Raw genomic sequence first — 19,279 nt, 5'->3', positions numbered from 1 at the left:
AATAGAAGAGTGACCAAGGTTCCCGTCCTGCTTGTATCGGCGTGGCCGGATTGATTGCGCAACCTTTGGGCACATTTTCAACGACCTGCTATCTTGGACGAGGTGAGATGATGTTCGGCAAGATCAAGATCGGAGCTCGCTTGTCGCTCGGCTTCGGTGTGCTGGTTGCCGTTGGGCTGGCGACGGCTGCCTTTGCGTATCGGGAGCTCGACTTCATCTTGGCGAAGGTCGTGCGCATGGCCGATCAGTCGCAGAACGCGATCGGCGTGGTCAGGATTGCCGGCGAACTCCATGCCGCGTCGCGGGCGCTGCTCCGCTATCAGATGGATCGTGACCAGGCCTCCTATGGCGAGGCGGAAACGCGGCTGGCAAGCGCCGCCACCACTCTCGAGGCGACGATTCGCCGGACGGTGTCGCAGGAGCGCCTTGCAGCCTATCGCGTGCTGCAGCCGGAAATCGCGTCCTTGAATGAAAAGCGTCTGGCGCTGGGCCGCGTTCTGCAGGCTTATTTCGCTGGCCGCGATGCATTGTTCGAGGACGGCGACCGATTGGCAGCCGATCTGCGCAAGCTGGTGGATGCCGCCCAGGCGTCGCGTGACGCTGCGGCGATTGCAGCGTTGGAGACGAGCATTGTTGCGGCGCGCATCGCGGTCTGGCGGCATCTTGCCACATCCGATGTCAAGCCGCGCGAGGCATTCCAGGCCGAGCTGACGCGGTCGCGCGCGCAGCTTGCCGAGTTGGAGAAGCGGGACCTCGCACCCGCGTTGGCTCCGCTGGTTGCGACGGTCAAAGCGGATCTGAACAAATATGCCGGCAGCTTCGAGACGGCGTCCAGCGGCCTGCTGCGGGGCCATGAGATCCTGGTCGGCGAGATCGGGCCGCTCACCAAGAGCGCGATCGACCGCATCGAAAAGGTCGAGAGCGGCATCCGTTCGGCCTACAGCGCGACGATCGAGGAGACCAGCGGGCTGATCGCAACCTCGTCACAGGTGCAGCTGACGACGGCGCTCATCGCGGCCTTGGTCGGCGCCCTCTGCGCCCTGTTGATCACCCGCAGCATTGTCGGTCCGGTCCGTGTGCTCGTGGATGAGGCCGGACGGCTGTCGGCGGGCGATACATCCGTCGAATTTCTGGGCGCGCGGCGGGGCGACGAGATCGGCCAATTGGCGGGCGCCGTGGCCAAGTTTCGCGACAACGTTCTGGCGCAGCAACAGGCTGCCAAGGAGGTCAGTGCTGCCGCCGAGCAGCGTGACGCCGTCAACCGCAATATGGAGCAGGCCGTCGAGGAGTTCAGGCAAGCGGCCGAAGGGCTGCTCGGCAGCGTCGGCGAGAATGCCGGCAGAATGAAGCATACCGCCAGCGCACTCACCGAGATCGCCGCCCAGGCGACGCAGCAGGCCGACGCGGCGGCTGACGCGTCGGAGCGGACGGCCGCGAATGTCCAGACCGTGGCCGCGGCCGCCGAGGAACTGTCGGGCTCGATCCAGGAGATCGCACGTCAGATCGACCGTTCGAATTCCACTGTGCGTTCGGCCAACACCACGACGGCACGTTCGGAAAGCGAGATCGAAGGCCTGGCGCAGGCGGCCCAGAGCATCTCCTCCGTGGTCGACCTGATCCAGGCGATCGCAGCACAAACCAACCTGCTTGCGCTCAATGCGACGATCGAGGCCGCGCGCGCCGGAGAAGCCGGCCGCGGCTTCGCGGTGGTCGCGCAGGAGGTGAAATCGCTGGCGGAGCAGACCGCCAAGGCGACGCAGGAGATCGCGCAACACGTTCAGGGCATCCAGACCTCGACCGGGAATGCCGTCGCGTCCGTCAAGCAGGTCGGTGTTGCGATGCGCGAGATCGACGAGGTCACGGGCGCGATCGCCAGTGCGGTCGAGCAGCAGGGGGCCGCGACGCGCGAAATCTCGCAGAACGTGCAGATGGCTGCGTCCGGCTCGCACACTTTGGCGTCGAGCATCGCCACGGTCAGTGAGGCGATCCGCAAGACCAATCGCTCCGCTGATCAGGTGTCCGATTCCTCCGGTCAGGTCTCTGAAGCGGCCGAGCGTCTGGCGGAGGAGGTCCGCAGCTTCTTCGTCAAGCTTCGTACTGGTCCTTTGGATCGTCGCAAGGAGGATGATGCGGCCTACAAGGGGCCTGAGCGTCGGCAGAACTACATCGCCTCCTTGTCCGGACGGCGAAAAAGCGCAGCGTGAGTCGGACTGCCCGGTGGTGCAGGACGGGCTGTCTTGAATTGTTGGGGGAATTCGATGTTTGGCTACATTTCGAAACTGAGGATTCAGAGCCGGCTGCTCGCCGGCTTCGGTCTGCTTTGTATGTTGCTCGCCTGTTCCGTGGGCTATTCGGCCTACGCCGTATCCGACCTGTCGGCGAAATTCAGCAAGATCGTCACGCTGAGATCGCCCGTCGCCATAACCAGCACCCAATTGGTCGCCGATCTCCATGCGACGCTTGCAGCCCTGCGCGGATATCTGCTGACGGGAGATCCCGAGATGAAGCAGCGCCGGGCGGCGCTGTGGGCCGAGTTCGACACATCGGTCCAGCAGCTCGACCGCCTTGCTGACAAGTTCGTGCTTCCTGAGAACCGGGCGTTGTGGGCCGAGGTCAAGCCGCTGGTCGCGGAGTTCAGGACCGCCCAGGACAAGGCCGAAAGCGTTGCCTTCACCGCCGACGCCTATCCGGCGACGAAGCTGCTTGGCGCGGAGGCGTCGCCGCTGATCGCGACGATGTTCGCCGAGGTCACCCGGATGATCGATGAGGAGAATTCGCTGGAGGCGACCCCGGAACGGAAGCGTCTGTTGAAGACGATGGCTGATCTCCGCGGCAATCTCGCCGCAGCCGGCTCGCAGCTGAGGCTGTACGTGGCATCGGGCGACGTATCGGATCGCGACAAATTCGCCGCTCCCTATACCAACTACAAGAACGCGGTGGCGGCTATCAGGTCCCAGGCGGATCTGTTGACGCCGACGCAGAAAGCCGCCTTCGACAAGGTGGCCAAGGCGAGCGAGGCGCTCGCGCCGCTGCCGGACAGGATCTTCGCCATCCGTCAGTCGCCGCAATGGAACGCGGCCGTGTACCTGCTCGCGACCGAGGCGACGCCGCGGGCCAACAAGCTGCTCGATTTGCTGGACGGCAAGAAGCGGCCCGACGGCACGTTCGGTGGCGGGCTCAAGACCAACCAGCAGGATGTGCTGGTCAAGGAGTCGGCGGACGTCGCGGCGCTGATCGATCGGCTCCTGTTCACCGAGTGGACGCTGCTCGGGGTTGGGTTGCTGCTGGGACTGGGGATCGCGGTCCTGGTCGCGCGCTCGATCACGCGGCCGATCCAGGAGCTGGTCGCCGACGCCGTTCTCCTGTCGGAGGGCGATACGACGGTGGAGTTCAGGACTGCGGAGCTGGCCGACGAGGTTGGCGACGTGTCGAAGGCGGTGGCGATCTTCCGCGACACTGCGATTGCGCAGCAGCAGGCGTCGTCAAACTATGTCCGTGAAGCTGAGGCGCGCGAAGCGATGAACCGCAACATGGAAGAGGCCGTGGAGGCCTTCCGCGCCAAATCGACGGAGCTGCTGTCCGAGGTGGACGACAATGTCGGCGTGATGAGGAGCACCGCGGAATCGCTGACGGGGATCGCAGGTCACGCCACCGAGCAGGCCGCCTCCGCGGCCGGCGCCTCGGAGAAGACCGCTGTCAACGTGCAGACCGTCGCGGCCGCAGCTGAGCAGCTTGCGAGCTCCATCGTCGAGATCGGCCGCCAGATCGAGCTCTCCAACACCACGGTGCGCAATGCCAATGCGACCACGGCGCGGTCGGAAGCCGAGATCGAAAGCCTCGCCCAGGCGGCCCAGAGCATCTCGACCGTCGTCGACCTGATCCAGGCGATCGCGGCTCAGACCAATCTTCTGGCGCTGAATGCGACCATCGAGGCCGCCCGTGCCGGCGAGGCCGGCCGTGGCTTTGCCGTCGTCGCGCAGGAGGTGAAGTCCCTCGCGGAGCAGACCGCCAAGGCGACCCAGGAGATCGGCCAGCACGTGCAGGGCATCCAGAACTCGACCAGCAACGCCGTCGCCTCGGTCAAGGAGGTCTCCACGGCGATGCGCCAGATGGCCGACGTCACGACCGCCATCGCCAGCGCGGTCGAGCAGCAGGGCGCGGCGACACGGGAGATCACGGAGAACGTTCAGATGGCGGCCTCCGGCAGCAAGATGCTCGCCTCGAACATTTCGACCGTCAGCGGCGCGATCGAGGAGACCAGCCAGTCCGCCGCGAGTGTTCGCGACGCGTCGAACAACGTGTCCAGGGTGGCCGAGGACCTTGCAGCGGAGGTTCAGGACTTCTTCATCCGGCTGCGCAGCGGTCCGCTCGACCGCCGGGTCGATGACGATCCGAACTATCAGGGCCCCGAGCGCCGCGCCAATTCAGGCGCCGGCCGCAGGCGTCGGCAGGCGTCGGCAGGCAGCGTGATAGCGGGCGCGTTCGAGGACGAAGCTATCCGCTGAGATAGTCCGGCCAGCGTCCGCGGATGGTCGCGAGATCGCTCAACGTGCCCGTCAGGTGCTCGCGCAGATGCGCCTGCGCCGCGTCCGGCTGGCCGGCCGCGATCGCGTCGACGATCTGCTTGTGGTGCCGCAGGATCGTCTGCGCCTTGCCAGGCGACGGCAGGTGCAGCCGCCGCAGCCGGTCGATATGGCCGCTGCGGCTGCGCACCAGCAGCCATAGCTCCTGCATGTCGGCGGCGGCGTAGAGCCGCTCGTGGAAGGCGTTGTCGACGACAGTGAAGGACGCGAAGTCGCCGTCCTTCGCAAACCGCCGCTGCTGAGCAATCAGCCCGTTGAGCTCATCGACCGGTGCGATGGCCGGCTTTAAGGCCAGTAGCCGCACGATCTCGAGCTCCAGCGCCTGGCGCAGGAACTGCGCCTGCTGCGCCCGCCCGACGTCGATCCGGCTGACCAATGTCGCATGCTGCGGAAACACCTCCACCAGGCCCTCTTCGGCGAGCCGCATCAAGGCGTCTCGGATCGGTGTCGAGCTGAGGCCGAATTCGGCCTGCAACGTGACCCGTGACAGCGGAGCGCCAGGCGGCAGCACCAGCGCGATGATCTGGTCGCGCAGCCGTTCGAACACTTGCGGCGCAGCGCGCCGGCTCGGATCGAGCCGGTCCTGGAAGCCGGAGGCAGAATGCGGCGCGGGCAGGGAAGCCATGGAGCTCAATCGTGGACGTTGATGTCGCTGCCGAGCAAAGAGAGCTTGTCAGAGATGCACTAATGCATTAGTGCATCTGTCGACCGGCCGTCAAGAAGGAGCCGGCGTGCGAGGAGGGATGTCCCATATGTTGATGAGTTTCGGGCGCTCGGCCACACGAGCCGCAGGCCTGCTGGCCGCCTTGGCTGCGCTGACGTGGAGCGGCGCGGCTGCCGCGCAGCAGAAGACCGAGGTCTCGCTGTCACGCCAGCCCGGCATCTTCTACATGCCGAGCCACATCATCGAGAAGCAGAAGCTGATCGAGAAGCATGCCGCCGCGCTCGGTCTTGCCGGCGTGACGACCAAATGGCTGACCTTCTCCGGCGGTGGTGCGCAGACCGATGCGCTGCTCTCCGGCAGCGTCGATATCCTCAACACCGGTACCGGCAATCTGCTCTTGTTGTGGGACCGCACGCGTGGCGGCGTGAAAGGCATCGTCGCCACCTCGGCGCAGCCGATGACGTTGATCAGCCGCGATCCTCATATCAAGTCGATCAAGGATTTCGGTCCGACCGACAAGATCGCGGTGCCGACCGTGAAGGTCTCGACCCAGGCCATCGTGCTGCAGATCGCCGCCGCCGAGGCGTTCGGCGCCGACCAGTGGAACAAGCTTGACGCCAATACGGTGCAGCTCGGTCATCCCGACGCCTATACGGCGCTGTCCAATCCGCAGCACGAGGTGCACAATCACTTTTCGATCCCGCCCTATACGTTCCTCGAAATGAAGAACGTGCCGGGGGCGCATGTCGTGCTGAACTCGCCGGATGTCATGGGCGGACCGCTCAGCCAGGCGCAGTTCTTCACCACCACGAAGTTCGCCGACGCCAATCCGAAGATCATCCAGGCGGTGCGTGACGCCACCAAGGAGGCGCAGGATCTGATTCGCAGCGACACGAAAACAGCGGTCGAGATCTACAAGGAGATCACCGGCGACAAGACGTCGACGGAGGACCTGCTGGCCTGGCTCAAGGAACCTGGCATGATGGAGTGGAACCTCGAGCCGCAGGGCACGATGAAGTTCGCGACCCACCTCGCCAAGATCGGCACCATCAAGACTCAGCCCAAGGCCTGGACCGACTATTATCTGCCGGTGGCACACGACCTGAAGGGCAACTGATGTCCGCGCTCCTCGATGTCGATGGCGTCACCTTGCGCTACAAGACCTCCAGTGCCGTGATTACGGCGACCGAGCGCGTCGGCTTCTCCGTCGACCGCTCCGACCGCTTCGTGCTGCTCGGTCCGTCCGGCTGCGGCAAGTCGACCCTGCTCAAGGCCGTCGGCGGCTACATCAAGCCGAGCGAGGGCCGGATGAAAATCAACGGCCGCGAGATTACCGGTCCGGGCGCCGACCGCATGATGATCTTCCAGGAGTTCGATCAACTGCTGCCGTGGAAGACCGTGCTCGCCAACGTCATGTTCCCGCTGTTGACGGCGCGGCGCATGCCGCGCAAGGAGGCCGAGAGCCGCGCCCGCGCCTATATCGAGAAGGTCGGGCTCACGCGCGTCGTCGACTCCTATCCGCACACGCTGTCCGGCGGCATGAAGCAGCGCGTGGCGATCGCGAGGGGCATGGCGATGGAGCCGGACATTCTGCTGATGGACGAGCCGTTCGCCGCGCTCGATGCGCTGACCCGGCGGACCTGCCAGGACGAGCTTTTGCAGCTGTGGAATGAGACCAAGTTCACGGTGCTGTTTGTGACGCATTCGATCGCCGAGGCGATCAAGATCGGCAACCGCATCCTGCTGCTGTCGCCGCATCCGGGCCGCGTCAAGGCCGAAGTCATCGATGTCGACAAGGTCTCGGCCGAGGACGGCAGCGCGGCGCGCCTGGAGAAGCAGATCCATGATCTCCTGTTTTCTGAACCTGCAACGGCACATTGAGGGCTGCTCCAATGGCTGAAGCCAAGATCATCCTGCGCGATACGTCGACGCCGAGTGCGGCGTCGGCTGCCGATGTCGCGCGCAAGCTGAGCGTGCTCGAGCTGTTGTGGAACGACGGCTTCGTGCGAAAAAGCCTGATCATCGTCGTGCTCGCCGCTATCTGGCAAGCCTATGGCAGCTATCTCGACAATCCGCTGCTGTTCCCGACCTTCTCCGACACCATCGCGGCGCTGTGGGAGAAGGTCCGCGACGGCACCATCCCGATGCGCGCCTGGACCTCGCTGAAGGTGCTCTTCATGGGCTATGCCGCCGGCATCGCCCTGGCGGCGATCCTGACGGTGCTGGCGATCTCGACCCGCATCGGCACCGATTTCCTCGAAACCGTCACCGCGATGTTCAATCCACTGCCGGCGATCGCGCTGCTGCCGCTGGCCTTGATCTGGTTCGGGCTCGGCAGCGGCAGCCTTGTCTTCGTGCTGATCCATTCGGTGCTGTGGCCGGTCGCGCTCAACACCCATTCGGGCTTCAAGAGCGTTTCGAACACGCTGCGCATGGTCGGCCGCAATTACGGCCTGACCGGCTTCTCCTACGTCATCCGCATCCTGATTCCGGCAGGATTCGCCGCCATCCTCACCGGCCTCAAGATCGGCTGGGCCTTCGCCTGGCGCACCTTGATCGCGGCTGAATTGGTGTTCGGCGTCTCATCGGGGCAGGGCGGCCTCGGCTGGTTCATCTTCGAGAACCGCAACCTGCTCGAAATTCCCGCCGTGTTCGCGGGACTTCTCACCGTGATCCTGATCGGTCTCGTGGTCGAGAACCTGATCTTCCGCACCATCGAGCGCAAGACCGTGCTGACCTGGGGCACCCAATCATGACCAAGAACAAACAACCTGATCAACTGCGCAGCGCACGCTGGTTCGCGCCTGACGATCTCCGTTCCTTCGGTCATCGCTCGCGCGTGATGCAGATGGGCTACGCCCAGGAGGAGTGGAAGGGCCGGCCGGTCATCGCCATCGTCAACACGTGGTCCGATGCGCAGCCTTGCCACATGCACTTCAAGCAGCGGGTCGACGACGTCAAGCGCGGCGTGCTGATGGCCGGCGGTTTCCCGATCGAGCTGCCGGCGCTGTCGCTGTCGGAGTCGCTGTTGAAGCCGACCACGATGCTCTATCGCAACATGCTGGCGATGGATGTCGAGGAGCTGTTGCGCAGCCATCCTGTCGATGGTGTCGTGCTGATGGGCGGCTGCGACAAGACCACGCCGGCGCTCCTGCTCGGCGCCACCAGCATGAACCTGCCGGCGATCTATCTCCCCGCAGGGCCGATGCTGCGCGGCAATTGGAAGGGCAAGACGCTGGGCTCCGGCTCCGACGCCTGGAAATACTGGGACGAGCGCCGCGCCGGAAAACTGTCGGACGCCGATTGGAGCGCGATGGAGGCTGGCATCGCCCGCAGCCATGGCACCTGCATGACCATGGGCACGGCGTCGACCATGACGGCGATCGCCGAAGCGATCGGCATGACCCTGCCGGGCGCGTCCTCGATTCCCGCTGCCGATGCTGAGCACATCCGCATGAGCTCGGAATGCGGCCGCCGCATCGTCGAGATGGTGTGGGAGGATCTGACGCCCGCGAAGATCCAGAGCCGTCAGGCGTTCGAGAATGCCATCGCGGTGGCCATGGCGATGGGCTGCTCGACCAACGCGATCATCCATGTGATTGCGCAGGCGCGCCGCGCCGGCGCCGACATCGGGCTCGACGATTTCGAGGCTGCCAGCCGCAAGGTGCCGGTGCTCGCCAATGTCCGGCCGAGCGGCGACACTTATCTGATGGAGGATTTCTACTACGCCGGCGGGCTGCCCGGGCTGATGAGCCGGATGAAAGAGCATCTCCATCTCGGCTGCCTCACCGTCAATGGCCGCACCCTCGGCGACAATATCGCCGACGCCGGCGTCTACAATGACGATGTGATCCGGCCGCAGTCCAACCCGATCTATCGCGAAGGCGCGCTCGCCGTCCTCAAGGGCAATCTCGCCCCGGACGGCTGCGTCATCAAGCCCTCCGCCTGCGATCCGCGGTTCCTCAAGCATACCGGCCCGGCGCTGGTGTTCGACGACTACCCGTCGATGAAGAAGGCGATCGACGATCCCGATCTCGACGTGACAGCCGATCACGTGCTGATCCTGCGCAATGCCGGCCCGCAAGGCGGACCGGGCATGCCGGAATGGGGCATGCTCCCGATTCCGACCAAGCTCGTGAAACAGGGCGTGCGCGACATGGTGCGGCTGTCGGACGCGCGCATGAGCGGCACGTCGTATGGCGCCTGCATCCTGCACGTCGCCCCGGAGGCGTATGTCGGCGGTCCCCTGGCGCTGGTGCGCAATGGCGACCTCATCACGCTCGATGTCGCCGCGCGCACCATTAATCTCGACGTGCCCGAAGACGAGCTGCCGCGCCGCCGCGCCGCCTGGACGCCGCCGGCACCGCGCTTCGAGCGCGGCTATGGCTGGATGTTCGCCCGTCACATCAAGCAGGCCAATGACGGCTGCGACTTCGACTTCCTCGAGACCAGCTTCGGCGCCCCGATCGGGGAGCCCGCGATTTATTAGTTCATGATCAGCGTGGAAGCCACGCTGTCACCGCCATGGAGGTGCGCTCCCTCCCCCCTTGTGGGGGAGGGCCGGGGAGGGGGGTAGCCCCAAGCGACACCGCATTTGTGGACCCCACCCCAACCCCTCCCCGCAAGGGGGAGGGGAGTGCAGCGAGCAGGACATGACCAAACTCAGCACCGCCACCCGCAACAAGCTCAAGACCGTGTCGACCGCCACCGTCGCTACCGCGCTGTTCAAGCGCGGCCTGCGCATCCAGTGCATCCAGAACGTCCATCCGCTCAGCCCGCAGCAGCCGACGATGATCGGCGAGGCGTTCACGCTGCGCTACATCCCGGCGCGCGAGGACCTCAATACGATCGAGGTGTTCAAGGACCGCGGCCATCCGCAGCGCAAGGCGGTGGAGGAGTGCCCGCCCGGCGCTGTCCTGGTGATGGACAGCCGCAAGGACGCGCGCGCGGCGTCGGCCGGCGCGATCCTGGTCAGCCGGCTGCAGCAGCGTGGCGTCGCCGGTATCGTCACCGACGGCGGTTTTCGCGATTCCGCCGATATCGCCAGGCTCGGCATCCCGGCCTTCCATCAGCGTCCGAGCGCGCCGACCAATCTCACCCTGCATCATGCGATCGAGATCAACGGCCCGATCGCTTGCGGCGATGCTCCGGTATTTCCCGGCGATGTGATTCTCGGTGACTCCGATGGCGTCATCGTCATCCCTGCTGGCATCGCCGATGAGATCGCCGACGAGACCTTCGAGATGACGGCGTTCGAGGATTTCGTCGCTGACCAAGTCGCGCAGGGCCGGTCCATCCTCGGCCTCTATCCGCCGACCGATCCGCAGACCCCGCAGGACTTCGCGGCCTGGCGGGCCAGGAACGGGCGCTGATGCGTTCGGTCTTTGCATCAGGCGCCGACCGCATCGTCGGCGCAGCACGCTCAACTACGTTGATGCCGATCGAAACTACCTCAGCGTGATTTTGCTGATAATCTAAGCACGGCCTGCCCCTCAAATTGCAGCGCCGCGGCCTCCAAATTCACGCTCCCTTAAATGCACTCACATACCGATCGATCGTCCGCCGGATGATCTGATGGTCATGATCGTCGCGCGCGGAAAACGAGAACTGCGTGTGAGCCGCAACTCCGCGCAGGTCCCAAACAATCAGTCCACGGGCGTGAGCGGTATGAAGATCAAGACGCGTTTGTATGTTGGTTTCGGTGTGCTGGTCGCGCTGGGGCTTCTGATGGCCGGCTTCGGCCTCTGGCAGTCCAGCGCAACCTCCGAACGTGTCGAGCGGCTGAGCACCCAGGCCGAGTACGCGATCGGCGTCGTCAAGATCTCCAGCGAACTCCAGGCCATTCGCCGGGCTCTGCTGCGTTATCAGTTCGACAATGACGAGGCGTCCTTCGCCGAGGCCGAGCGGCGTCTCGGTGCGACCGCGACGATGCTGGAGCAGACCGCCACGGAGGCCGGCTCCGACATGCAACGCGACAGCGCGCGGCAGCTGCAGAAGAGCATCGTGGCCATTCAGGAAGCCCGCATGGCGCTCGGCGGGTCGGTCAAGGTCTATTCCACCGGCCGCACGGCGCTGTTCGCCGAAGGCGACAAGATGACCGCCGACGTGCAGAAATTCCTGGACGCGATGCAGTCCAGCGACTTTGCGGATGCAGCGCGGACGCTGGAGAGCCGTGTGCTGCTGGTGCGTGTCGCCAATTGGCGCTTCCTGGCGACCCGCGATCCCAAGGGCCGCGACATCTTCAAGAGCAATCTCGGCAAGGCGACGGCGCAGGTCGCCGAGCTCGAGAAGCGCGAGCTCACGCCGGCCCAGGCCAAGCTGCTGGACGAGGTCAAGCAGGGCCTCGGCCGCTACGCCGAGGCCTTCGACAAGACCTCCGCCAGCATGCTGCGCGGCGACGAGGTCTACTACAAGGACGTGGCGCCGCTCACGGCAGCCGCGATCGAGATCATCGACCGCGCGGAGAAGGACATCCGTGCTTCGTTCGCCGCGACGCTAAAGGAGACGCACGAGCGGATCAGCTCGGCGACAGCGATGCAGCAGACCCTGGCCGTGCTTGCCGGCCTGCTCGGCATTGCGATCGCCATCCTGATCGCCCGCAGCATCAGCACGCCGCTGACCTCGCTGGTCCGCGATGCCGATCGGCTGTCCGGCGGCGACACGAGCGTCGAATTCCTCGACGCCCGGCGCGGCGACGAGATCGGCGATGTCGCCAAATCGGTGGCCCGCTTCCGTGACAACGTCATCGCGCAGCAGAAGACCGCGAAGGAAGTGGCGGAGGCCGCCGAGCTGCGCGAGGCGACCAGCCGCAACATGGAAGCGGCGGTGGCGCAGTTCCGTGCCGCCTCGGAGCAACTGCTCGGCACTGTCGGCGACAATGCCGGCAAGATGACGCACACCGCCAAGACGCTGACCGGCGTTGCCGGCCAAGCCACGGAGCAGGCGTCGGCCGCCGCTGCGGCGTCCGAGCAGACCGCCTCCAACGTACAGACCGTCGCGTCCGCGGCCGAGGAGCTCGCCAGCTCGATCCACGAGATCGGCCGCCAGATCGAGCGCGCCAACACCAACGGTGCGTGCGGCCGGCTCGGTGACGGCGCGCTCGGAGAGCGAGATCGAGGGGCTGGCGCAGGCCGCGCAGAGCATCTCCTCGGTGGTCGACCTGATCCAGGCGATCGCCGCGCAGACCAACCTGCTCGCGCTCAATGCGACCATCGAGGCGGCCCGTGCCGGCGATGCCGGCCGCGGCTTCGCCGTGGTCGCGCAGGAGGTGAAGTCGCTGGCCGAGCAGACCGCGCGGGCGACGCAGGAGATCGCGCAGCACATTCAGGGCATCCAGACGTCGACGGGCAATGCGGTGGCGTCCGTCAAGGAGGTTGGCCTGGCGATGCGCGAGATCGACGAGGTGACCTCGGCGATTGCGACCGCGGTCGAGCAACAGGGCGCTGCCACGCGCGAGATCTCGCAGAACGTCCAGATGGCAGCCGCAGGCACCCAGAAGCTCGCGAGCAACATCACAACCGTCGGCGATGCGATCCGCGAGACCAATCGCTCCGCCGATCACGTGCTGGGCGCCTCCGGCAGCGTATCGAGCGCCGCCGATGCGCTCGCCGCGGAGGTGCAGGCCTTCTTCGCCCGCCTGCGCGACGCAAGTGGAGGCCGCACCCGCAACGCGGCGTGATCGAGACCGATGCGTCAGGCCGCAGCCTTCTCCGCCAGCCCGACCGCCCATAGCGCGAAGGCGTAGACGATCGCGACCTCGTCGAGCCGGTTGAAGCGGCCGGAGGCGCCGCCATGGCCGGCGCCCATGTTGGTGCGCAGGAGGACGGGACCGCCACCGCTCATGGTCGCGCGCAGCCGCGCGATCCATTTCGCCGGCTCCCAATAGGTGACGCGCGGGTCCGTCAGTCCGGCCATGGCCAGGATCGCCGGATAGGGCGTGGCCGCGACATTGTCATAGGGGGAGTAGGACAGGATGGTGCGGAAGTCCTTCTCGCTCTCGATCGGGTTGCCCCATTCGGGCCATTCCGGCGGCGTCAGCGGCAGGGTGTCGTCGAGCATGGTGTTGAGCACGTCGACGAACGGCACCTCGGCGACGATGCCGGCGAACAGCTCGCCCGAACGGTTCGCCACCGCGCCCATCAGCATGCCGCCGGCGCTGCCGCCATGGCCGACGATGCGCTTGGCGCTGGTGTAGTTCGCCGCGATCAGGGCGCGGGCGCAGGCCGCGAAATCGTCGAAGCTGTTGGTCTTCTTCTCGCGCTTGCCGTCGAGATACCAGCCCCAGCCCTTGTCGGTGCCGCCGCGGATGTGCGCGATGGCGTAGACGAAGCCGCGGTCGACCAGTGACAGCCGGTTGGCGGAGAACGAGGCCGGCATCGCCATGCCGTAGGAGCCGTAGCCGTAGAGCAGCAGCGGCGCTGACCCGTCGGCCTTGAAGTCGCGCCGGTGCAGCAGCGACACCGGCACCTCGGCGCCGTCGTCCGCCTTGGCCATGATGCGCGTGGTGACGTAGTCGGCCGGATTGTGCCCGGACGGAATCTCCTGCCGCTTGCGCAAGGTTCTCGCGCGCGTCACCATATCGTAGTCATAGACCTCCGACGGCGTCGTCATCGACGAATAGGAAAACCGCAGATTGGTCGTGTCGAACTCGTAGGATCCCATCGCGTCGAGCGAATAGGCGTCTTCGTCGAACGCGATCGCATGCTCTTCGCCCGAGGCGAGGTCACGGATCACGATCGACGGCAGCGCATTGGCGCGTTCCAGCCGCACCAGGTGCCCGGCATAGAGATCGTGGTCGAGCACGTAGATGCCGGCGCGATGCGGAATGAGGTCGCGCCAATTGGCGCGCTCCGGCGCCGCCAGCGGCGCGGTCACGATCTTGAAGTCGATAGCGCCGTCGGCATTGGTGAGGATGAACAGCTCGTCGCCGCGATCGGCGATCGCATATTGCACGCCGTCTTCCCGCGCGGCCACCAGACGCGGCGGCGCTTCGGGAGCATCGAGATCGATCAGCCGCTGCTCGGAGGTCTCGTGATCGCCGCCGGCGATGACGCAGAACCGGCCGGAGGTCGATTCATGGACATGCGTGAACCAGCCGGTGTCCTTCTCCTCATACACCAGCACGTCGTCCGACTGTTTGGTGCCGAGCTTGTGCCGCCACACCTGCATCGGGCGGTGATTGTCGTCGAGCTTGACGTAGAAGAAGCTCTTGCAGTCGCGCGACCACACCACGCCGCCATCGCTCTCCTCGACGAGATCCTCGAGGTCGTGTCCGCCATCCCAGTCGCGGACGCGGATGGTGAAATATTCCGAGCCCTTGGTGTCGGCGCTCCAGGCGACCAGCCTGTGATCATGCGAATGCCGGCTGCCGCCGAACTTGAAATAGTCATGCCCCTTGGCCAGCGCGTCGCCGTCGAGCCCGATCGTCTCCGCGCCGCCATGACGCGGGGTGCGGCAGAACAGCTCATGCTGCCCGCCCTCGCGATATTTCCGGAAATAGGCGTAGGGCCCATCCGGCGACGGCACCGAGGAATCGTCCTCCTTGATGCGGCCGCGCATCTCCGCGACGAGCTTCTTCTGCAACGGCGCGGTGTGGCCGAGCACGCTCTCGGCATAGGCGTTCTCGGCCTCGAGATGGCTGCGGATATCGGCGTCGAGCAGCGACGGATCGTGTAGCACCTCCTGCCAGCGTGCATCCTTCAGCCAGGCATAGTCGTCCTGGACCGTGATGCCATGGCGGGTGAAGGAATACGGGCGGCGCGGCGCCGTGGGCGTCCTTGTGCTGCTGTCGGTCATCTCGTCCTTTACGGGGTCACGCTCTCGCCAAGCCATTGGATCGCGGCATCGAGGCCGCCTCTGCCATGCGGGATCTTCAACGCCACCAGCGCCATTTCGATCACGCCGAGCGTGCCCAGCACCATCGGTGCGTTGACATGGCCCATATGGGCGATGCGGAACGCCTGGCCCTGCAGATCGCCGATGCCGGTGCCGAGCACCACGCCGCATCGCTCCTTGCAATAGCTCTGCAGCACGGCCGGATCATAGCCGCCGCCGACCAGCACGGTCGTGACCGTATTGGAGCGCTCGGCGGCATCGGCGATGTTGAAGCCGATCACCTGGCCCTCGCTCCATTTGGCGACGGCGCGGCGCACGGCCTCGCCGAGCAGCTGGTGCCGGCGGAACGCGTGCGGCAGCCCTTCCGCGAACAGCATGTCCATGGCCTGGCGCAGCGCAAACAACAGATGTACCGGCGCCGTGCCGCCATATTTGCGGTAGTGCTCGGCGCCTTCGCGCTCGCTCCAGTCCCAATAGGGCGTGCGCATATTGGCGCGCTTATGCGCCTCGAGCGCGCGCGCGTTCGCCGCGACGAAGCCCAGGCCGGGCGGCGTCATCAGGCCCTTCTGCGAGCCGCACATCGCGACGTCGATGCCCCACGCATCCATCTCGAACGGCATGCAGCCAAGCGACGCCACGGTGTCGACCAAGTACAGCGCGGGATGGCCGCTCGCCTTGATCGCGCGGCCGATCGCCTCGACGTCGTTGACGACGCCGGAGGCGGTGTCGATCTGCGCCACCACGATCGCCTTGATGCTGTGCTCCCGGTCGGCGCGCAGCCGTGCCTCGACCTCGGCTGGCCGCACCGCGCGGCGCCAGTCGCCTCTGAGCACCTCGACCTCCGCGCCCATGGCGCGCGCCGCTTGGCCCCAGCCGATCGCGAAGCGGCCGCTCTCCAGCACCAGCACCTTGTCGCCGCGCGACAGCACGTTGGACAGCACGGCTTCCCAGGCGCCATGACCGTTGGCGATGTAGATGTAGGTCTTGCCCTTGGTGGCGAACAGGCGGCCGAGATCGGCCATCAGGCCGTCGGTCAGCTCCACCATCTGCTTGGAGTAGATGTCGAGCGCCGGGCGGTGCATCGCCTGCAGCACCTCGTCGGGCATCGTGGTGGGTCCCGGGATGGCCAGAAATTCCCGGCCCGCGCGAACGGTCATAGTCTGTGTCCTTGGCGATGTGGTCTTGCGATTGGCGTCGGGGTGATGGCGAGCCGTCGCAGGCGGTCGGCCCGAGCCGTTTGTACGTGGCGCGGCCGCATCTGAAAAGCCGGGGAAGCCGGGGGGCTGGCATGCCCCGACCGGCCGGCGCAGCGCAGCCTCAGCGCCGGGTTTCGCGGCAACCGGCGGCCTCGGCCTCCTCGACCGAGCAGAACCAGCGCGTGCCCTTCGACACATGCATCTTGATCTGGGCGTACCAGCGGCTCTGCGGCGTGTGATAGATGCACTCGCCGGCGCTATTGACATTGCCCTTGATGGTGCAGTCCGGTGACGGCGCAACCGGGCCCGAGGCCGAGGCGAGCAGGATGTTGCGCGCACTCTCCGGCGGCTTGGTGGCGCCGAGGATCGTGGTCTTCTTGTTGCGCACCCGCCAGTCCCATGGCGCGATGAAGGCGCCCTGCCACATGCCGGCCTTGGCCGTGCGGGCCTCTGCCTCCTCGGGCTCGTAATCGTGCGAGACGGTGCGATAGGCCAGTGCCCAGCCGTTGCGCACCAGCCATTTCTGGATATCCTCGCCATCGACGTCGCAGCGCGCCACTTGGCGGCCGCGGCGATCGATCGCGCGTGGATGGCAGACCCAGCTCTTGCCGTCGGCATGCTTGATCAGTTCGTCGCGCGCAGCTACCCCGCAGGTCCAGCGCTCGCCATCCTTGTTCAGGCACAGCTGATCGACCGACGGCGCGTCGATGCCGCCGAGCCGGATCCGCGTCGTGCCGATCGTGATCCCGTCGGCCTCGCGAATCTTGGGGATGCCGGTGATATCCGCGGCGTGGGCAAGCGACGGCAGCAGCAGGAGCAGGGCGAGCGAAACTGTTTTCATCGACATCAAGGGGTGCGTGTTCGTCCTTGGATGGAACAATGCACACGATTGTGCGGCGGATCGCCTGGCGGTTCCAGCGCCGTGATCGCGTGAACCGCTCAACTTCACGCGATGGTGGCGCAATCTCAAGACGCCGGCCCTCCCGGGAGTTGGACCCGCGCGGTCGCCGCGCCGGCGGCGATCTCCCTCACCGCGCCACCACCCGCCGCGCCAGCGCCAGGCCCATCAGCACGAAGGCCGAGGTGACCTCCGGGCCGCCCACCAGGATGCGGGTCGGGGTCTTCATCTTGTTCCACTCATAGGCGCGGTACGGATGCCGCCGGCCGCCTTCGCCGAACGCCGCGACGATGCAATGCACGGCGGGAGCGAAGCTCGCGGCGGCGCCGCCGAGATGGCCGAGCGCGATCAGCGCCAGCGCCGCGTCGAACGGGTTCATCTCGCGGCCGATCAGTTCGTCCTCGACATAAGCGAGCACGCGCAAGCGGATCAGCTCGAACGCGTCGTCCGGATCGATCGCCTGCCGCGCGGCCGGCGGCAGCGCCATGAAGGCGTGGTAGCAGCGGCCGAAATAGGCGCAATACAGCTCCGGCAGATAATAGATGTGCGACCGCGGATCGGCAAAGGCGCCGCTGATCACCAGCCGTTGCTGGAAACCGACGATCCGCCTGACGACATCGAGCCGGCCCTCGGTCTCCAGGATCTGCCAGCGCGACAGGTTGCGGAACGAGACTTCCAGCACGTCGAGATTCAAGGTCGGATCGAGGTCGTTGCCGTAGGGCCGCTCGCCGGCCAGGCTGTCGATCCAGGTCGCTATGCCGCCTTCATAGTCGATATTGTCGTTGATCGGCACCGTCACCCGCGGCTCGTTGCCGCCCGCGCGGACCTGGTAGCCGGCGTAGAAGTCGACCAGCGGCTGCGCGAGGATCGGATCATCCGAGCCGGCCTGGGTCGCCGCCGAAAACGAGCACGCCGTCGTGTCGCAATCGGGCACGTAGACGCCGAAGCCGAGATCCTGCTTGATCTGGGTGAAGAAGCGCGAGAAGCGCGGATGCGGCGCGGGCGCCAGTGCGGTGACGACGTTGTAGCTCTTGCCGTCGGCCCCGCGCACCTCCTCGCGGCTGGTGGCGAGGCAGAACGCGACCATGTCGCCGATCGCGCCGCGCGCCGCGGTCGTCTGATCGGGCGAGGCCAGGCCGGTTGCGACGTAGCTCAGCAGCGCCTCGGTAAAGAAGGCGTCGTAATAGGCCGAGCGGTGGCGGATCTGCACCGGCTCCCACATCGGCTCGGCGATGCCGCGCCATGGCGGATGGATCACCGCCGCGGCCGGCGAACGGGCGATGAAGACGCGGGCCAGGTTGAACAGCAAGGTCGAGTTCTTGTAGCCGCGGGCGTCCAGGCCCTTGAGCGCCATCAGCACCTCGCGGCCGCCGAGATCGGGATCGCCGATCAGATTGAAGGCGGCGTAGGTCGGAATGAAGCCGTTGCGCGCGTAGGAGCCGAGCAGGTCGGTGCCGCAGGCCCGGATCACGCGGTCGATCTCGCTGGCCGGCGGCATCGTGACGGCGGTGGTCCGGCGCGGCGGCGCCGGATGGCGCAGCGCGATGCTGTCGACGAGTTCGGCGATCGGACGGCCGACCGCCTCCCAGTCCGGTGTCGGATTGTCGCGGGCGAGCACCAGCGCCTCGCGCAGCGCCGCGAGCCGCGCCGGCTCTTTCAGCTCCGGTAGGCCGGCCCGGCGCAACAGAGCGCGCAGCGCGGGATTGCCGAGCGCGGTTCGGTAGAATTTGGCCAGATGCGGGTCGCCGCGGCCGGGCTGGCGCAGGATGGGATCGCAGACCTCGTAAAGTGAGGGACCGTCCTTGCGGGCCGTCAGCGCGCGGCAGGCCGCGCCGGCAAAATACTGGAAACTCAAAATGAGACTCGCGGGTTGTCGAGGCGGGATCAATGGCATGCGCTGCTCGAAACGCCCGGCAAACGGCTCGTCACACGCATGCACCCGTCAAACTGGCATGGGGCGCGGGCAAAGACAACGTGACCGGGATCACTGCCCCGACCGGCGATTTGGCCGCAATGTGGCGTTCGGACGGTCCCGCGGAGACCCTTTGGAGAACGGCGGCATGGTTAAATTTTCGTTGATTTACAAGTGCTTGAAAAGTCAACG

Annotated in this window: 12 protein-coding genes and 1 pseudogene; 8 read left to right on the top strand and 5 right to left on the bottom strand. The window is 66.2% G+C overall.

The features are described 5' to 3' along the window. Positions 1-110: 110 nt before the first annotated feature. Together ACVIJ6_RS09130 and ACVIJ6_RS09125 are read left to right on the top strand one after the other, a co-directional pair. Entirely contained in the window at positions 111-2,204 is a 2,094-nt protein-coding gene (locus ACVIJ6_RS09130; protein WP_456772448.1) for a methyl-accepting chemotaxis protein, read from the top strand. Positions 2,205-2,258: 54 nt separating this feature from the next. Continuing rightward, a complete protein-coding gene (locus tag ACVIJ6_RS09125; protein ID WP_456772447.1) occupies positions 2,259-4,505 on the top strand; it encodes a HAMP domain-containing methyl-accepting chemotaxis protein in 2,247 nt (748 codons plus the stop codon). Here the strand turns inward: ACVIJ6_RS09125 and ACVIJ6_RS09120 are convergent. Next, positions 4,495-5,208 (bottom strand): GntR family transcriptional regulator, encoded by a 714-nt coding sequence (locus ACVIJ6_RS09120; RefSeq protein WP_456772446.1) that lies wholly within the window; start codon positions 5,206-5,208, stop codon positions 4,495-4,497. The two genes, ACVIJ6_RS09125 and ACVIJ6_RS09120, sit on opposite strands and share 11 nt — an antisense overlap. 127 nt (positions 5,209-5,335) lie before the next feature. Here ACVIJ6_RS09120 and ACVIJ6_RS09115 point away from each other — a divergent pair, with 127 nt between their 5' ends. The 6 genes and pseudogenes from ACVIJ6_RS09115 to ACVIJ6_RS09090 all read left to right on the top strand — a co-directional run bounded on the left by ACVIJ6_RS09115 (position 5,336) and on the right by ACVIJ6_RS09090 (position 12,925). After that, entirely contained in the window at positions 5,336-6,364 is a 1,029-nt protein-coding gene (locus ACVIJ6_RS09115) for an ABC transporter substrate-binding protein (protein ID WP_456772445.1), read from the top strand. Next, positions 6,364-7,128, top strand: coding sequence for an ABC transporter ATP-binding protein (locus ACVIJ6_RS09110; protein ID WP_456772444.1), 765 nt, complete (start codon positions 6,364-6,366; stop codon positions 7,126-7,128). Before ACVIJ6_RS09115 ends, ACVIJ6_RS09110 begins: the two co-directional genes overlap by 1 nt. 11 nt (positions 7,129-7,139) lie before the next feature. Beyond that, entirely contained in the window at positions 7,140-8,003 is an 864-nt protein-coding gene (locus ACVIJ6_RS09105) for an ABC transporter permease (protein ID WP_456772443.1), read from the top strand. Next, positions 8,000-9,736 carry an L-arabinonate dehydratase gene (gene araD / locus ACVIJ6_RS09100; protein WP_456772442.1) on the top strand — a complete coding sequence of 579 codons (1,737 nt, stop codon included), beginning with the start codon at positions 8,000-8,002 and terminating at the stop codon, positions 9,734-9,736. Before ACVIJ6_RS09105 ends, araD begins: the two co-directional genes overlap by 4 nt. Before the next feature lie 163 nt (positions 9,737-9,899). Continuing rightward, positions 9,900-10,619, top strand: a complete 720-nt coding sequence (locus tag ACVIJ6_RS09095; RefSeq protein WP_456772441.1) for a ribonuclease activity regulator RraA — start codon at positions 9,900-9,902, stop codon at positions 10,617-10,619. A gap of 241 nt (positions 10,620-10,860) precedes the next feature. After that, a pseudogene (locus ACVIJ6_RS09090) lies at positions 10,861-12,925 on the top strand (methyl-accepting chemotaxis protein). Between the two features lie 14 nt (positions 12,926-12,939). On the opposite strand, the gene ACVIJ6_RS09085 reads toward ACVIJ6_RS09090, so the two are convergent. The 4 genes from ACVIJ6_RS09085 to ACVIJ6_RS09070 form a co-directional block, all read right to left on the bottom strand. Next, on the bottom strand, positions 12,940-15,042 hold the full coding sequence (locus ACVIJ6_RS09085; RefSeq protein WP_456772440.1) for a S9 family peptidase: 2,103 nt from the start codon (positions 15,040-15,042) through the stop codon (positions 12,940-12,942). Positions 15,043-15,050: 8 nt separating this feature from the next. Continuing rightward, positions 15,051-16,238 (bottom strand): pyridoxal-phosphate-dependent aminotransferase family protein, encoded by a 1,188-nt coding sequence (locus ACVIJ6_RS09080; protein ID WP_456772439.1) that lies wholly within the window; start codon positions 16,236-16,238, stop codon positions 15,051-15,053. Positions 16,239-16,398: 160 nt separating this feature from the next. Beyond that, a complete protein-coding gene (locus ACVIJ6_RS09075) occupies positions 16,399-17,124 on the bottom strand; it encodes a thermonuclease family protein (protein ID WP_456772438.1) in 726 nt (241 codons plus the stop codon). A 181-nt stretch (positions 17,125-17,305) separates the two neighbouring features. Continuing rightward, positions 17,306-19,030 carry a hypothetical protein gene (locus tag ACVIJ6_RS09070; protein ID WP_456772437.1) on the bottom strand — a complete coding sequence of 575 codons (1,725 nt, stop codon included), beginning with the start codon at positions 19,028-19,030 and terminating at the stop codon, positions 17,306-17,308. Positions 19,031-19,279: the final 249 nt, after the last annotated feature.

Source organism: Bradyrhizobium sp. USDA 4369 (assembly GCF_054056435.1).
Note: the sequence above shows the minus strand (reverse complement) of the source record. Positions and strands in the feature narration are given on the sequence as shown.

Excerpts from the sequence above, each read along its gene's own strand:
- ACVIJ6_RS09130 (WP_456772448.1), top strand. The coding sequence starts at position 111 with ATGTTCGGCAAGATCAAGATCGGAGCTCGCTTGTCGCTCGGCTTCGGT.
- ACVIJ6_RS09125 (WP_456772447.1), top strand. The coding sequence starts at position 2,259 with ATGTTTGGCTACATTTCGAAACTGAGGATTCAGAGCCGGCTGCTCGCC.
- ACVIJ6_RS09120 (WP_456772446.1), bottom strand. The coding sequence starts at position 5,208 with ATGGCTTCCCTGCCCGCGCCGCATTCTGCCTCCGGCTTCCAGGACCGG.
- ACVIJ6_RS09115 (WP_456772445.1), top strand. The coding sequence starts at position 5,336 with ATGTTGATGAGTTTCGGGCGCTCGGCCACACGAGCCGCAGGCCTGCTG.
- ACVIJ6_RS09110 (WP_456772444.1), top strand. The coding sequence starts at position 6,364 with ATGTCCGCGCTCCTCGATGTCGATGGCGTCACCTTGCGCTACAAGACC.
- ACVIJ6_RS09105 (WP_456772443.1), top strand. The coding sequence starts at position 7,140 with ATGGCTGAAGCCAAGATCATCCTGCGCGATACGTCGACGCCGAGTGCG.
- araD (WP_456772442.1), top strand. The coding sequence starts at position 8,000 with ATGACCAAGAACAAACAACCTGATCAACTGCGCAGCGCACGCTGGTTC.
- ACVIJ6_RS09095 (WP_456772441.1), top strand. The coding sequence starts at position 9,900 with ATGACCAAACTCAGCACCGCCACCCGCAACAAGCTCAAGACCGTGTCG.
- ACVIJ6_RS09085 (WP_456772440.1), bottom strand. The coding sequence starts at position 15,042 with ATGACCGACAGCAGCACAAGGACGCCCACGGCGCCGCGCCGCCCGTAT.
- ACVIJ6_RS09080 (WP_456772439.1), bottom strand. The coding sequence starts at position 16,238 with ATGACCGTTCGCGCGGGCCGGGAATTTCTGGCCATCCCGGGACCCACC.
- ACVIJ6_RS09075 (WP_456772438.1), bottom strand. The coding sequence starts at position 17,124 with ATGTCGATGAAAACAGTTTCGCTCGCCCTGCTCCTGCTGCTGCCGTCG.